Origin of the sequence: Actinomadura rayongensis, assembly GCF_009831215.1 — a bacterium.
GTDB classification, from domain to species: Bacteria; Actinomycetota; Actinomycetes; order Streptosporangiales; family Streptosporangiaceae; genus Spirillospora; species Spirillospora rayongensis.
The window spans coordinates 616,682-629,767 of record NZ_WUTW01000001.1 but is presented as its reverse complement, the minus strand read 5'-3'; the positions used below and the strand labels follow the sequence as shown (position 1 = coordinate 629,767).

16 protein-coding genes are annotated in these 13,086 nt (G+C 72.3%); 5 read left to right on the top strand and 11 right to left on the bottom strand.

From position 1 onward, the window contains the following. Positions 1-20: 20 nt before the first annotated feature. Both GQ466_RS03075 and GQ466_RS32595 read right to left on the bottom strand, forming a co-directional pair. Positions 21-725, bottom strand: a complete 705-nt coding sequence (locus tag GQ466_RS03075) for a response regulator transcription factor (RefSeq protein ID WP_337193296.1) — start codon at positions 723-725, stop codon at positions 21-23. Further along, the gene (locus GQ466_RS32595; RefSeq protein WP_161101223.1) at positions 722-1,849 is read right to left on the bottom strand and encodes a histidine kinase; all 1,128 of its coding nucleotides are present in this window, start codon (positions 1,847-1,849) and stop codon (positions 722-724) included. The genes GQ466_RS03075 and GQ466_RS32595 overlap by 4 nt, the downstream gene beginning before the upstream one ends. A 104-nt stretch (positions 1,850-1,953) precedes the next feature. Here GQ466_RS32595 and GQ466_RS03065 point away from each other — a divergent pair, with 104 nt between their 5' ends. Further along, the gene (locus GQ466_RS03065) at positions 1,954-2,697 is read left to right on the top strand and encodes a TetR/AcrR family transcriptional regulator C-terminal domain-containing protein (RefSeq protein WP_202419941.1); all 744 of its coding nucleotides are present in this window, start codon (positions 1,954-1,956) and stop codon (positions 2,695-2,697) included. A 28-nt stretch (positions 2,698-2,725) separates the two neighbouring features. On the opposite strand, the gene GQ466_RS03060 is transcribed toward GQ466_RS03065, so the two are convergent. The 3 genes from GQ466_RS03060 to GQ466_RS03050 all read right to left on the bottom strand — a co-directional run bounded on the left by GQ466_RS03060 (position 2,726) and on the right by GQ466_RS03050 (position 4,997). After that, positions 2,726-3,460 carry an aspartate/glutamate racemase family protein gene (locus GQ466_RS03060; protein WP_161101222.1) on the bottom strand — a complete coding sequence of 245 codons (735 nt, stop codon included), beginning with the start codon at positions 3,458-3,460 and terminating at the stop codon, positions 2,726-2,728. 17 nt (positions 3,461-3,477) lie between these two features. Continuing rightward, positions 3,478-4,302: an alpha/beta fold hydrolase gene (locus GQ466_RS03055; RefSeq protein WP_161101221.1), complete on the bottom strand. Its 825-nt coding sequence runs from the start codon at positions 4,300-4,302 to the stop codon at positions 3,478-3,480. Positions 4,303-4,388: 86 nt separating this feature from the next. Next, the gene (locus GQ466_RS03050; protein WP_161101220.1) at positions 4,389-4,997 is read right to left on the bottom strand and encodes a TetR/AcrR family transcriptional regulator; all 609 of its coding nucleotides are present in this window, start codon (positions 4,995-4,997) and stop codon (positions 4,389-4,391) included. 57 nt (positions 4,998-5,054) lie between these two features. Between GQ466_RS03050 and GQ466_RS03045 the strand changes: the two genes are divergently transcribed. Genes GQ466_RS03045 through GQ466_RS03035 form a run of 3 tightly spaced genes read left to right on the top strand, consistent with a single transcriptional unit; the run spans position 5,055 to position 7,338 of the window. Further along, positions 5,055-6,386, top strand: a complete 1,332-nt coding sequence (locus GQ466_RS03045) for a flavin monoamine oxidase family protein (protein WP_337193295.1) — start codon at positions 5,055-5,057, stop codon at positions 6,384-6,386. Next, the gene (locus GQ466_RS03040; RefSeq protein ID WP_161101219.1) at positions 6,383-7,135 is read left to right on the top strand and encodes an HD domain-containing protein; all 753 of its coding nucleotides are present in this window, start codon (positions 6,383-6,385) and stop codon (positions 7,133-7,135) included. The genes GQ466_RS03045 and GQ466_RS03040 overlap by 4 nt, the downstream gene beginning before the upstream one ends. Beyond that, a complete protein-coding gene (locus GQ466_RS03035; protein ID WP_161101218.1) occupies positions 7,132-7,338 on the top strand; it encodes a hypothetical protein in 207 nt (68 codons plus the stop codon). The genes GQ466_RS03040 and GQ466_RS03035 overlap by 4 nt, the downstream gene beginning before the upstream one ends. Here GQ466_RS03035 and GQ466_RS03030 read toward each other — a convergent pair. Next, positions 7,335-8,477, bottom strand: a complete 1,143-nt coding sequence (locus tag GQ466_RS03030) for an acyl-CoA dehydrogenase family protein (RefSeq protein ID WP_161101217.1) — start codon at positions 8,475-8,477, stop codon at positions 7,335-7,337. The genes GQ466_RS03035 and GQ466_RS03030 overlap by 4 nt on opposite strands. 89 nt (positions 8,478-8,566) lie before the next feature. Here GQ466_RS03030 and GQ466_RS03025 point away from each other — a divergent pair, with 89 nt between their 5' ends. After that, positions 8,567-9,274, top strand: a complete 708-nt coding sequence (locus tag GQ466_RS03025; RefSeq protein WP_161101216.1) for a MerR family transcriptional regulator — start codon at positions 8,567-8,569, stop codon at positions 9,272-9,274. On the opposite strand, the gene GQ466_RS03020 is transcribed toward GQ466_RS03025, so the two are convergent. The 5 genes from GQ466_RS03020 to GQ466_RS03000 form a co-directional block, all read right to left on the bottom strand. After that, entirely contained in the window at positions 9,271-10,839 is a 1,569-nt protein-coding gene (locus GQ466_RS03020; RefSeq protein WP_337193294.1) for a polyamine aminopropyltransferase, read from the bottom strand. The genes GQ466_RS03025 and GQ466_RS03020 overlap by 4 nt on opposite strands. 200 nt (positions 10,840-11,039) lie before the next feature. Continuing rightward, positions 11,040-11,465 carry a DUF350 domain-containing protein gene (locus tag GQ466_RS03015; RefSeq protein ID WP_161101214.1) on the bottom strand — a complete coding sequence of 142 codons (426 nt, stop codon included), beginning with the start codon at positions 11,463-11,465 and terminating at the stop codon, positions 11,040-11,042. Further along, positions 11,462-12,208, bottom strand: coding sequence for a hypothetical protein (locus tag GQ466_RS03010; protein ID WP_161101213.1), 747 nt, complete (start codon positions 12,206-12,208; stop codon positions 11,462-11,464). The genes GQ466_RS03015 and GQ466_RS03010 overlap by 4 nt, the downstream gene beginning before the upstream one ends. Further along, positions 12,205-12,609 (bottom strand): DUF4247 domain-containing protein, encoded by a 405-nt coding sequence (locus GQ466_RS03005; protein WP_161101212.1) that lies wholly within the window; start codon positions 12,607-12,609, stop codon positions 12,205-12,207. Before GQ466_RS03005 ends, GQ466_RS03010 begins: the two co-directional genes overlap by 4 nt. Continuing rightward, positions 12,606-13,085 (bottom strand): DUF2617 family protein, encoded by a 480-nt coding sequence (locus GQ466_RS03000; protein ID WP_161101211.1) that lies wholly within the window; start codon positions 13,083-13,085, stop codon positions 12,606-12,608. The genes GQ466_RS03005 and GQ466_RS03000 overlap by 4 nt, the downstream gene beginning before the upstream one ends. Position 13,086: the final 1 nt, after the last annotated feature.

The following is a 13,086-nucleotide window of genomic DNA, read 5'->3' as shown; positions in this document are numbered from 1 at the left end:
GACATCCCGCCGGTAGACGGTCAACCGCGGCCGGGAACGACCACGCCGCTCTCGTACGCCACGACGACGAGCTGCGCCCGTCCGGGCACGGCGAGCTTCGTCATGATCCTGCTGACGTACGTCTTCACCGTCGCCGGGCTGAGCACCAGCCGGTCGGCGATCTCCTCGTTGGACAGCCCGATCCCGACGAGCCGCACCACCTCGCGCTCGCGCGCGGTCAGCGTCGCGATCAGCACGTGCCGCGGCTCCGGCGCGGGCGGCGGCGCGGCGGGCGCGCCGGGTCCGGCGTGGGCGGCCACGAACGCGTCGATCACCGTCCGCGTGACGGACGGCGCCAGCAGCGCCTCCCCGCCGTGGACGGCGCGGATCGAGCGGAGCAGTTCGGCCGGGTCGACGTCCTTCAGCAGGAATCCGCTCGCCCCGGCCCGCAGCGCCCGCAGGACGCTCGCGTCGTCGGCGTACGCGGTCAGCATGACGACCTTCGTCCCGCCGAGCAGCGGGTCGGCGAGGATCCGCCCGGTGGCGGTGAGGCCGTCCACGTCGGGCATCTGGACGTCCATGAGGACGACGTCCGGCGTCGTCCTGCGGGCCAGCGCGACCGCCTCCCCGCCGTTGCCCGCCTCGCCGACGACCTCGATGTCGGGCGCCGAGTCCAGCGGGATCCGGAAGCCCGCGCGGACGAGCGGGTGGTCGTCGGCGATCGCCACGCGGATCGGGCCGGTCACCGGGCCGCTCCCGTCGGCAGCAGGGCGCGCACCTCGAAGCCCCCGCCCGGCCGGGGGCCCGCCGTGCAGGCGCCGCCGACCGCCTCCGCCCGCTCCCGCATCCCGGCGAGCCCGAGGCCCTTGCCCTCGCCGAGCCCGGCCGGGACCTCGGCCCCGTCGTCGGTCACCTCGATCGCGAGGCGCGCCAGGTCGTAGCAGATCCGGATGCGCGCGCTGGCCTGCGGTCCCGCGTGCCGCAGGACGTTGGTCAGCGACTCCTGGAGGATCCGGTACGCGCAGTGGTCGACGGTCGGATCGAGCCGCAACGGCGGGCCCGACACCTCCACCTCGACGGGGAGCCCGGCGGCCCGCACGGCGTCCAACAGGGCCGGCAGCCGCGCGAGGCCGGCCCGGTCGCGGTCCTCGCCGCCGTCCCCCTCGCGCAGCCCGCTCAGCGTCGTCCGCAGTTCCTGCATCGTGTCCTTGCTCGTCTCGCGGATCGCGGTCAGCGCGGAGTGGACGACCTCGGACCGGCGCTCGCCGAGCGCGTACAGGGCGCTGCCCGCCTGCACGCTGATCGTCGCGATGCTGTGGGACAGCGCGTCGTGCAGTTCCCGCGCGATCCGCAGCCGTTCCGCGACGACGTCCTCGGCCTCGTCCCGGTCGTGTCCGGCCGCCGCCCGGTTCGGCCGCTCCTGGACGCGGTACCTGCGCACCATCTCCGCCACGAGGATCGTCGCGCCGACGAGCGCGAGTTCGGGCAGCGTGCCGCGGATCCGGGCGAGCAGGGACAGGTCGTCCTGCCGTCCACCGGGGTCGACGATGGCCAGCAGGTAGAAGCAGCCGACCACCGCGCTCGCCCAGGCCCGCCGTCCCGTCAGGACGACGCCGTAGAGCGGGACGGCGAAGACCAGGCTCGGCGGGATGCCCGCGGCGTTCACCGTGTAGTAGGCGACGATCAGCGCGAACGCGCTGATCAGGCACGCGCGCGGCCAGCGCCGCCAGCCGAGCGTCGGCAGGGCGAGGGCGGCGCCCATGACGTAGGCGGAGGCGCCGGCGGGGTGCACGGAGGACGCCACTTCCAGCGCGACGACGGCGACCACGAGGGCGGCCATCCCCAGATCTGCGACCGACTTCCGGTCCACGGCGTCCCCACCCTCTCCCCGGGCGCGCGTACGCTGTTCATCCTCAGATACACAGTATCCCTGTGTGTACACCGTATCCGTCAATGTGAAATGAGGGCAGCTCGGTGAACACGGACGAACGGCGCGCCTCGATCTGGGAGCGGATGGAACAGCCCGCCCCCGAGCCCCGGGTCGTGCTGACCCACGCGTCGATCGCCGCGGCGGCGATCGAGATCGCCGACACCGAGGGCCTGGAGAGCATGTCGATCCGCCGGCTCGCGCGGCGGATGAACCTGGCCCCGATGGGCCTGTACCGCTACGTGGCCAGCAAGGAGGAGATCCTCGAGCTGATGTTCAACGCCGCCCTGGAGGGCGGGCCCGCGACGCCGGACGCCGACGCGGACTGGCGGGACGTCCTGCGCGCGACCGCCTACCACACCCGGGAGGTCATGCTCGCCCATCCCTGGCTGGGGAAGGTCGTGACGATGATCCTCACCGGGCTCGCGCCGAACCGGCTGGCGTGCTTCGAGCAGGCCCTGACCGCGCTCGACGGCCTCGGCCTCGACGCCGACACCTCGATGGCCGTCGTCGACTCGGTCATGGACTACACGATGGGCGCAACGTCGCGGGACCTCACCGTCCTCGACATGATGCGGCGCGAGGGGTGGGAGTCGATGGACGAGATGCGCGACGCGTACGCCGACGAGATGTCCTGGCACATGAGCACCGGCCGTTATCCCGCGTTCGAGCGCTGGGTGCGGGAGGGGCGGCGCAAGGACGACATGGCCTGGCGCTTCGACTACGGCCTGGACTGCATCCTCGACGGCATCGAGACCCGCCTCGGCCCGCACGCCCGCCGGTGCCGGTGAGACGGTCGTGGACCGGCCGCGGGCGGCGTCACGTCGCCGCGGCCTCCGGACGGGACGCGACGAGGTCCAGCGCGCGGCGGACGTGCAGGGCCGTCGAGTCGAACAGCGGCAGCGGCGACGCGTCCTCGTGCCCGGCGAACAGCAGGGTGATCTCGGTGCAGCCGAGCACGACCCCTTCGGCGCCCCGCGCGGCCAGTTCCCCGACGACCTCGACGTACCGATCCCGCGACGCGTCCTCGACGCGCCCCTGCGTCAGTTCGTCGTAGATGACGTCGTGGACGTCGCGGCGGCCCTTCTCGTCCGGGACGACGACCTCGATCCCGAAGTCGCGCGCCAGCTTCTCCCGGTAGAACGCGGCGTTCATCGTGTACTTCGTGCCGAGCAGCCCGACCCGCCGCACCCCCGCCGCCCGCACCCCCGCCCCGACCGCGTCGAGAATGTGCAGGAACGGCACCGACACAGCCGCCTGAATCTGCTCGGCGACGATGTGCATGGTGTTGGTGCAGAGCAGGATCACATCGGCGCCGCCCGCTTCGAGCCGCCGCGCCGCGTCCGCGAGCAGCCGCCCGGCGGCGTCCCAGTCGTCCGCCCGCTGCATGGCCTCGATCTCGGCGAAATCCACGGTCAGCATCAGACTGCGCGCACAGTGATACCCGCCGAACCGCCGCCGCGTCTCCACATTGAGCAACCGGTAATACTCCGCCGACGACTCCCAGCTCATCCCGCCGATGAGCCCGATCGTCCCCGCCCCAGAACTCCCCATGCCCCGCAGCGTAGCCGTCACGTCTTCCTCAGGAAGCGGGCGATGGCTTCCGCGAGAAGGACGGGCCGGTCTTCGGGAATGCCCGCGTAGCTGTCGGGGACCCTGATGTGGCGGGCGCCGGGGAGAAGGCGGCGGCGCGGCGCGGGGAGCAGCGGGTCGTCGGCGGCCCAGACGACGAGGGCGGGGCCGGTGAATTCGGGAAGGCGCCGGACGGTCCGCTGCGTCCAGCCGGGATCCAGGGACAGCAGCCATTTCCGGATGTCGCGGCGGATCGCCCGGGATCGTCGCGCGGGGGCCAGATACGAGCGCATCGCCGCGGGCTCGATCGGTCGCTTGGTGTAGTTGCCGAAGGTGATCGGTAGACGCGTCGCGCCGGGGATCCGGAGGGCCTGCATTCCCAGCCAAACTGCTCCGGGCAGCTTCACCGCGGTTCTGAGCAGGCGGAAGGGCGGTGGCGGATAGGAGTCGAGCGCTTCGTACGGCGTCAGAACGATCCGTTCGATCCGCTCCGGGTGCAGGACGGCGGCGCACTGCACGAGCGCGATGGCCGAGTCGTTGCCGATCAGCGTCACGCGTTCGAGGCTCAGTGCGTCCAGGAAATCGGCGAGCAGGCGCACCAGCCCGGACGGCGACAGATCGGCGGACGGATCCAACGGCACGGAATGGGCGCCCATCGGCCAGTCCGGGGTGATGCATCGGTACGTCCGCGCCAATTCCGGCACGACGTTCCGCCATGTGTCGCCGTTGAGCAGGAACGCGTGAGTGAACACGAGCACCTGCCCTTCGGCGGGGCCGTGCTCGCGATACCGGACGATCCCCTGCGGCAGCCGCACTTCTGCCATTTCTGACCTCCGTACACCATGCATGTCACATACGGCCTGAATGTCGTAGGCGTGCCGCATGCCTCGCGTCAAGGTGCGAGGGCCGGCTAGCCGGGCGGGCGGACGGCGATTCCTTCGAGCATGGCGCGCACGAGCCGTCCGGCCCGGGCGCGCGCGGCGGCGGGGTCGGCGGCGTCCGCGATGCGCAGCGAGATCTCGGTCAGGCTGCCGTAGACGGCGGCGGCGAGCAGGTCGGCCGGATGGTCCTGGAGGAGCCCGGCGTCGATGAGCGCCTGGAGCCCGACGGTCAGCGGTTCGCCCAGATGCCGCTGGTCGATCTCGCGCCACCGCTCCCACCCGAGCGCGATCGGTCCCTGGAGCAGGACGATCTCCCGGTATTCGCGCTCTGCGCACACGTCCAGGAACGCCTCGACGCCGGCGACGGCCTGCTCCCACGGGTCGTCCGCGCCCGCCATCGCGGCGGCGACGCGGCGCGCGGCCCGTTCTTCCTGCTCCTCGAAGACCTCGCGGAACAGGCCTTCCTTGCCGTCGAAGTGGTGGTAGAGCGCGCCCCGGCTCAGGCCCGTGCCGCGCACGAGGTCTTCGGCGGAGACGGCGAGATAGCCGCGCTCCAGGAATCTCTGGCGGCCGGTTTCGACCAGCGTGCGCCGGGTGGCCTCGGCGTACAGCTCGCGGCGGGGCTTGACGGCGTCCATACGACAGGGATATCACATTCAACGTGTATGTGAGATTCGACCTGTAGGAGGTGGCCGGTGGACGTCGTGATCGTGGGCGCGGGGGTCGCGGGCCTCGTGGCCGCGCGCGTCCTCGCGCGGGCGGGGCGGGACGTCGTCGTCCTCGAAGCCCGCCCCCGGGTCGGCGGCCGTCTCTTCAACGCCGAACTCCCGGACGGCCAACCGATCGAGGTCGGCGGCCAGTGGGTCGGGCCTACGCAACGACAGGTCCACGCCCTGCTCCGGGAACTCGGCCTGACGACCCACCCGACGCATATGGACGGCAGTCACATCGTCGAGTTCGCAGGCCGCCGCGCCACCTACACGGGCCGCGTACCGAGGCTGAGCCCACCGGCCCTGGCCGACATCGCGCAGGCGCAGTTCCGCCTCGACCGGCTCGCCGCGACCGTCCCGACCGGCGCGCCCTGGGCCGCCCGCCGCGCGCGGCGCCTGGACGAGCAGACGTTCGCCACCTGGATGCGCCGCAACACCGCGACCCGCTCCGCGCGGGCGTTCCTGACGCTGGTCGTCCAGTCCGTGTTCGCCGCCGAGCCGGCGGACCTGTCCGCGCTCTGGGCCTGCCACTACCTCGCCGCCGCCGGCGGGCTGGACGCCCTGATCGAGACGCGCGGCGGCGCCCAGCAGGACCGGATCGTCGGCGGGTCGCAGCGCATCGCCGACGCGCTGGCCGCCGAGCTGGGCGACCGCGTCCGGCTCGGCCGCCCGGTCACCGAGATCGCCTGGACGGACGACGCCGTGCGCGTGGACGGCGTCGCGGCCCGCCGGGCGGTCATCGCCGTCCCGCCTCCGCTCGCCGGGCGCATCCGCTACGCGCCCGGCCTGCCCGGCGACCGCGACCAGCTCACGCAGCGGATGCCGATGGGCCGCGTCGTCAAGGTCAACGTGGTCTACGCCGAGCCGTTCTGGCGCGGCGACGGGCTCAGCGGCCAGGCGAACGGCGACCGCCGCGCCGTCGGGACGGTCTTCGACAACTCGCCGCCCGGCGGGACGCCCGGCGTGCTCGTGGCCTTCCTGGAGGGACGGCACGCCGACACCGCGTCCCGGCTGTCCCCGCGGGACCGACGCCGGCTCGTCCTCGCCGACCTCGCCGCCTACTTCGGCCCCCGCGCGGCCGATCCCGTCGCGTTCATCGAGCACGACTGGGCGGACGAGGAATACTCGCGGGGCTGCTACGGCGCGTTCACCGCCCCGTCCACGCTGACGCGCTTCGGCCCGGCCCTGCGCGCCCCGATCGGCCCGCTGCACTGGGCGGGCACCGAGACCGCGACCCGCTGGACCGGCTACATCGACGGCGCCGTCGAGTCCGGACGGCGCGCCGCGCACGAGATCCTGCGGGAAGAGAGCGCATGAACGACGACGGCGCCCTGAACCTCGCCGCGAGCGCCCGGTTCTCGGCGGGCACCCTGCGCGTCCAGGCCGGTGACCTGCTCACCCGGTTCCGCCGCCCGCCGCGCGCGGACCTCGCCGCGCCGGCCGAGCCGCCCGACAGCAGGCTCGCCCGCGACATCCTCGCCCTGGCCACGGAGGCGTACTCCCCCGCCCTGCTCGGCCACTGCCAACGGTGCTGGTACTGGGCGGACACGTTCGCGCGTATCGACGGCGTCCGCTACGACCCCGAACTGCTGTACGCCGCGTGCCTGCTCCACGACATCGCCCTCGGCGGACCGGACGTCCCCGCTTCCTGCTTCGCCGTCCACGGCGCCCACCTCGCGCAACAACGCCTGCACGACTGGGGTCTGCCGGACGACTTCGCAGCAACCGTCGCCGAAGCGATCACCCTGCACATGAATCCACGAGTGTCATTGCGCGAGGGTCCCGAAGCGCACCTGCTGCACGCCGCCGCGCACCTGGACGTCGCGGGCACCCGCGCCGTCCAGATCCCGCGGACGCGCCTGCGCGAGGTCATCGCCCGCCATCCGCGCGACGGCTTCGCGGACGACTTCGGACGCCGCTTCCGCCACGAGGCCGCCGTCCGTCCGCGCTCGCGCGCGGCGGTGGCGTGGCGACTCGGGATGCGCGTGCCGTTGCGGCTCAACCCGCTGAACCGCCGGACCGGCCCGGCCGACCAGATCATCCCCTGGCTCGAAAAGCTCCGATGAACGTCCAGACCAGCCACCCGATCATCGAGACCGTCCTGGACGCGCACCGCGCCGTCCTCGGCCCGAACTATCCGACGCTGCGCAACCATGTCTACCGAAGCATGAACTACCAGCGGCGCCTGCTCGGCGCCGAGACGCTGCCGGGCGCGGCGGCGCGAGCTGACCTCGCTGATGTTCGACTGACCCCCGTACGCGCCGGCTAGATGCCGAGGCCGCGGCCGATGATCTCCTTCATGATCTCGGTCGTGCCGCCGAAGATGGTCTGGATGCGGACGTCCTGGTAGGCGCGGGCGATCGGGTACTCGGTCATGTAGCCGTAGCCGCCGTGGAGCTGGAGGCAGCGGTCCACGACGTTCTTGACGAGTTCGGTGCTCCAGTACTTCAGCATCGCGGCCTCTTCGATGGAGAGTTCGCCGCGCCCTTCCTTGGTGACGCACTGGTCGGTGAAGGCGCGGGTGACCGTGATCTCGGTCTTCATCTCCGCGAGCGTGAAACGGTTGTGCTGGAACTTGCCGATCGGACGGCCGAACGCCTCGCGCGTCCTGCAGTATTCGAGGGTCTGCTCGAAGGCGGCCTCGGCGGCGGCCTGGGCGGTCACGCCGATGGACAGGCGCTCGCGGGCCAGGTTCTGCATGAGGTAGACGAAGCCCTGGCCCTCTTCGCCGAGCAGGTTGTTCGCCGGGACGCGGACGTTGTCGAAGAACAGTTCGGCGGTGTCCTGGGCGTGCATGCCGATCTTGTCGAGGTTGCGTCCGCGCGTGAAGCCGTCCATTCCGCGCTCGACCACGAGAAGGCTCACGCCGTGCGCGCCGGCGGACGGGTCGGTCTTCGCGACGACGATGACGAGGTCGGCCAGAATGCCGTTGGAGATGAACGTCTTGGAGCCGTTCAGAACATAGTGGTCGCCGTCCCGGATCGCCGTCGACTTGATGCCCTGGAGGTCCGAACCGGCGGACGGCTCGGTCATCGCAATGCCGGTGATGATTTCGCCGGAGCAGTAGCCGGGCAGCCAGCGCGCCTTCTGCTCGTCCGTCGCGAGCGAGCGCAGGTAACCGCCGTTGATGTCGTTGTGGACGGAGAATCCCGGCCCGTGGATCCCGGCCTTGGCCAGTTCCTCGTTCAGCACCACGTAATACCGGTAGTCGGTGTTCCCGCCGCCCCCGTACTCCTCGGGCATGTCGATGCCGAGAAGCCCCTGCCGGCCGGCCGCGCGCCACACGTCGCGGGAAACGATCCCGTCCTTCTCCCACTGCCCGTGGTAAGGGGCGATCTCCTTCTCGATGAAGGACCGCACCACGTCGCGGAAGGCCTCGTGCTCGGCGGTGAAGATCTCGCGTGCCATCGCGGCGCCCCTCCCAGGGTGTAAGCATGCGCTGATACAGAATGAATGTAACACTAGGACTGTCACATAGACGAGCCCCGGGGAGCGACATGGCCGATCTCACGATCGACGAGCTGGCGTCCCGCGCCGGGGTCAGCGTCCGGACCGTCCGGTTCTACGCGGGCCGGGGCCTGCTGCCGCCGCCGAAGCTGCGCGGACGCACCGGGCTCTACGGCCCCGAGCACCTCGCGCGGCTCGAACTCGTCCGGGAACTGCAGGCGCTCGGGCTGACGCTCGCGGCGATCGAGAAGCACGTCGCGCGGATCCCCGCCGACGCGCCGCCCGAGGACGTCGCGCTGCAGCGCGCGCTGCTGTCCCCCTGGGCGCCCGAGCGGCCCGAGGAGATGGACCGCCACGAGCTGGACCGCCGCGCCGGGCGCCATCTGGACGACGACGCGCTGCGCAGGCTCGCCGCGCTCGGCGTCGTCGACGCGCCGGACGGCGACCGGGTCCGCGTCGCGAACCCCGCCCTGCTCGGCGTCGGCGCGGAGCTGGCGGACCTGCCGATGCCGCTGGACACGCTCGTCGCGGCCCACCGCGTCCTGGAGCGCTACACGGCCGCGCTGGCGGACGAACTGCAGGGCGTCTTTCAGGAGACCGTCGTTCGCCCGTACCGGGAGCGGGGTCGTCCCCCTGAGGAACGGGAGCGGCTGCTGGAACTGTCGGCGCGGCTCAAACCGCTGTTGATCCAGTCACTGGTGACGTCGTTCCAGCGGGCGGTGGACGACGCGATCCGGCGCACCGTCCCGAACGACTAGGCGTTCTTCCACTCCTGGTCCTCGTAGCCGACGAGGCGGGGGTGGTCGAGCGTGTTGATCTCGACGTCGCGGCGCCGGACGTCCTTGCCGAACACCGTCGCCGCCGCGAGCACCGAGCCGTCCAGGTAGCGCAGGCCGGACGCGACGCGCGGGTCCAGCCGCAGCGCCGGCGGCTCCGTCCCGGGCGCGGCGAGGACGTAGCCCCAGTCGCCGAACGACGGGACGTCCACGTGGTACGGCGTCGTCGCGAACCCCGCCGCCGCGATCGTCTTCTGGATGCTCCAGAACGACTTCGGCGCGAAGTACGGGCTGCCCGACTGGACGACCATCCGCGCGCCCGGCGCGAGCGTCCGCCGGACGAGGCCGTAGAACTCCAGCGAGTAGAGCTTGGCGGTCGCCACCTCGTCCGGGTCCGGCATGTCCACGATGACGGTGTCGAACTGCTGCCGGAGGCCGCGCAGCCACGAGAACGCGTCGGCCGTCACCAGATGCACACGCGGATCGGCGAATGCATGGTGGTTCAATGCGACCAGATCCGGATACGTGCGGGCCAGGCGCAGCATCTCCGGGTCCAGTTCGACGAGCGTCGCCGACCGGACGTCCGGGTACTTCAGCACCTCGCGCATCGCCAGCCCGTCCCCGCCGCCGAGGATGAGCACGCGCCCGCGCGGCCCGGCGAGCGCTGGATGGACGAGCGCCTCGTGGTACCGGTACTCGTCCACCGAGGAGAACTGCAGGTCGCCGTTCAGGAACAGCCGGACGTCCGGACGTCCCGCCAGCGACAGCGCCCGCGTGATGGTGATCTCCTGGTACGGCGTCTGCCGGTCGAACGCGATCGGCGCGTCGTAGAGGGCCTGCCGGGACGACTCCTCGAACCGTCCGGCCAGCGCGTACGTCGCGCCGAGGACGGCGAGGACGAGCGCCATCCCCGCCCACAGCCCGGCGCGCGCCGCCCGTGCGACCTGGCCCCGGAACAGCCACAGCACGACCGCGATCCCGGCGACCGCGTTCACCCCGCCGACGAGCAGCGCGCCCTTGATGTGCCCGAAGTGCGGAAGCAACAGGAACGGGAAGGCGAGCCCGCCGACGAGCGCGCCCACATAGTCGGCGGCGAACAGGTCCGCGACGGCGCTGCCCGCGTCCTGCCGCCGGATGCGCTGCAGCAGCGTCATGAGCAGCGGGATCTCCGCGCCGATCAGCGCCCCGACCGCGAACGCGATGAGGACAAGCACCGGCACGTACACGTCCAGCCACGAGAACGCGGCGTAGAGCATGAGCACCGACAGCCCACCGACGAGTGCGAGCGCGCCTTCGACGACTGCAAATGCAACGACCGGGTGCTTCTGGAGCGGCTTGGCGGTCAGCGACCCGATCCCCATCGCGAACACCATCACCGACAGGACGATCGACGCCTGCGTGACCGAGTTCCCGACCAGATAGCTCCCGAGCGCGACGAGCGCCAGCTCATAGACGAGCCCGCACGCCGCGCACGCGAAAACGGCCGCGAGGACGAGCGTCCGCGCGACGCGAGCAGGCACCCGCAACCCCGCACGGTCGCCGCTCACGTCGCGCACCGCACCACCCGAGGCGTCGCCTCCCGCACGGTCCACCGCACCGCCCGAAGCGTCGCCTCCCGCACCGCCCGAGGCGTCGCCTCCGGCTCGGTCCGCCGGGCCGGCACCCGCACCGCCCGCCGGGCCTGCGCCCGCACCGCTCGCCGGGCCGCGCTCTGCGCCGTCCGTCGCAGCCGTCGCGGGGGTCTCCACTAGGAGATCGCGGCGGCGACGATTCCCGCCGTGGCGAGGTCGGCCGCCGCCACGACCCAGCAGGCCGGGTGCAGGACGTCCGACGCGACGATCGTCGCGCCGAGCTTGCCGGGCGTCAGCAGGTCGAGCAGGTAGAACGCGACGACCGTCAGGACGATGCCGAGGACGCCGAACACGCTCGTGTCGAGCAGCCCCTGCGCGAGCCCGTCGTCGCTGGTGACGATGGCGGTCGCGACGATCGTCCCGACGCCGAGGAGCTTGGCCGCGAGGATCAGCGCGGCGCCCCGGTTGCGCTCCAGCCAGATCTGGTCGCCCAGTCTGCCCGGCGTGGTGACCTCCACGACGAGATAACCGAGCGCCATCAGCGCGATGCCGACGGCTCCGTAGGCGAGGGCCGCCCCGCTCTCGTGGACGACGCTGTTCATGTGGCGTTCCTCCTGCTCCGGAAGGCTGCGACGACGATCCAGGTGAGACCGGCGACGGCGAGGATGACCCCGAGGACGACGGGGACGTACCGTCCGGCGTCGCTCGCGTCGGAGATGTGGTCCCCGGTGGGCGTGCCGCCCGTGCCGGAGGCCGGCGGGACGGCGGGCGCGAGGCCGGCCTGCGCCGTCAGCAGCGGCGCCGAGGTGACGACGTCGGCGAGCCGCGCGATGCCGTCCGGCGCGACCAGGTCCTTGCCGGTGAGGCCGAGGTCGGCGAGGACGCCGTTCGGGAGCGTCTGCGCCAGCCCGATGTTGTCGACGGCGCGCACCGACACCGACGTCCACTCCTCGTCGTAGGACGTGTAGTCGTACTCGGCGACGATGACCACCCAGCGCGGGCACTGCTCGGGCACGGTCCGCGGGTCGGTGCGGTCGCCGAGGCCGGACGCGTACTGGACGTCCTGGTTCGCCATGTCCTCCTGGCTCAGCCCGCGCGGGTCGGTGAGGCCGGTGCCCCAGCTGCCGTGCAGGTCGGAGTCGACGACGTAGCCGTAGCAGACGCCCTGCGCCTGCTGCGCGGCGGACAGGCGGCCGATCAGGCGCGTCGTGTCGGCGGGCTGGAAGACCTGCGCGGTCGGTTCCAGGCCGTCGTCCCCGCCGAACGCGCCGGGCAGGACGGAGAACCCGATGATCACGGCGATGACCGCGACGATCCAGAAGCCGGGACTGCGGAACAGTTTCACTTGCCGCTCCCCGGGCCGCCGCCGCGGAAGGTCGAGATGTGGCCGTGGTAGCCGCCCCACCGTCCGCCGACGTACGAGTGGTAGTGCCGGTATCCGCGATCGGGGTCCTCGACGGTGATGCGGCTGCCGCGTCCGTCCGGCAGGATCCCGACGATCTCCGACCGGTACCGCAGGAAGATCCCGCTCGGGTCGTACGCGCGGTCGTACGGCCTCTTCTTCTTGACGATCTGCCGCGCGACCACGGCCGGCGGGTACGGCGATCGGTACGTGCCGACACCGATCCGGCTGTAGTGGCTCTTGATGTACGACTGCGCCGACGATCCGCCGGCGAGCAGCGCGATGAGCGTGACGGCCACGCCGAGTCCGGCGATGAGCGAACCGCCGATGAGCGCGCGTCTCATGGGGTCACCGCCAGGCGGCTGCGGGTCATGACGATCTCCCTGGTCTGGGGGTAGGCGTGCCAGGTGCGCCAGCCGAGCCCGGACGGCTCGGCCAGCAGGGCGGTCACGGCGTGCGGGGAGCCGGGGAAGGCGCCGGTCAGCGCGTCGCGGCGGCCGTCGAGGTCCGCGCGGACGGCGGCGACGGCCCGCGCGAACGCCGCGTCGTCGGCGTGCCGTTCGGTACGGGCGGTGAACGCGTAGGACGCGGTGTCGTACCGTCCGGGAAGCGGTGCGCCGGTGTCCGGCAGGCAGGCGACGGTCTCGCTGATGTCCCCGCAGATCACTTGGTGGGACGCACCGAGCAGCCGCAGTTCGACCGTCCGCGCCCCGAACGGCACGGCGAGGACGGCCAGCGCGTCCAGCGGCGGGAGCCCGAGCGCGAACCGCAGCGCGTCGGCGCGCGTGTCGGCGTAGGGGGTGTCGAGGGGGGCGAGCATC

Coding starts and splice junctions, on each gene's coding strand:
- GQ466_RS03050 (WP_161101220.1), bottom strand. CDS start 4,997: ATGGACGCCGTCAAGCCCCGCCGCGAGCTGTACGCCGAGGCCACCCGG.
- GQ466_RS03040 (WP_161101219.1), top strand. CDS start 6,383: ATGAACGACGACGGCGCCCTGAACCTCGCCGCGAGCGCCCGGTTCTCG.
- GQ466_RS03005 (WP_161101212.1), bottom strand. CDS start 12,609: ATGAGACGCGCGCTCATCGGCGGTTCGCTCATCGCCGGACTCGGCGTG.
- GQ466_RS03035 (WP_161101218.1), top strand. CDS start 7,132: ATGAACGTCCAGACCAGCCACCCGATCATCGAGACCGTCCTGGACGCG.
- GQ466_RS03030 (WP_161101217.1), bottom strand. CDS start 8,477: ATGGCACGCGAGATCTTCACCGCCGAGCACGAGGCCTTCCGCGACGTG.
- GQ466_RS03060 (WP_161101222.1), bottom strand. CDS start 3,460: ATGGGGAGTTCTGGGGCGGGGACGATCGGGCTCATCGGCGGGATGAGC.
- GQ466_RS03025 (WP_161101216.1), top strand. CDS start 8,567: ATGGCCGATCTCACGATCGACGAGCTGGCGTCCCGCGCCGGGGTCAGC.
- GQ466_RS03055 (WP_161101221.1), bottom strand. CDS start 4,302: ATGGCAGAAGTGCGGCTGCCGCAGGGGATCGTCCGGTATCGCGAGCAC.
- GQ466_RS03000 (WP_161101211.1), bottom strand. CDS start 13,085: ATGCTCGCCCCCCTCGACACCCCCTACGCCGACACGCGCGCCGACGCG.
- GQ466_RS03015 (WP_161101214.1), bottom strand. CDS start 11,465: ATGAACAGCGTCGTCCACGAGAGCGGGGCGGCCCTCGCCTACGGAGCC.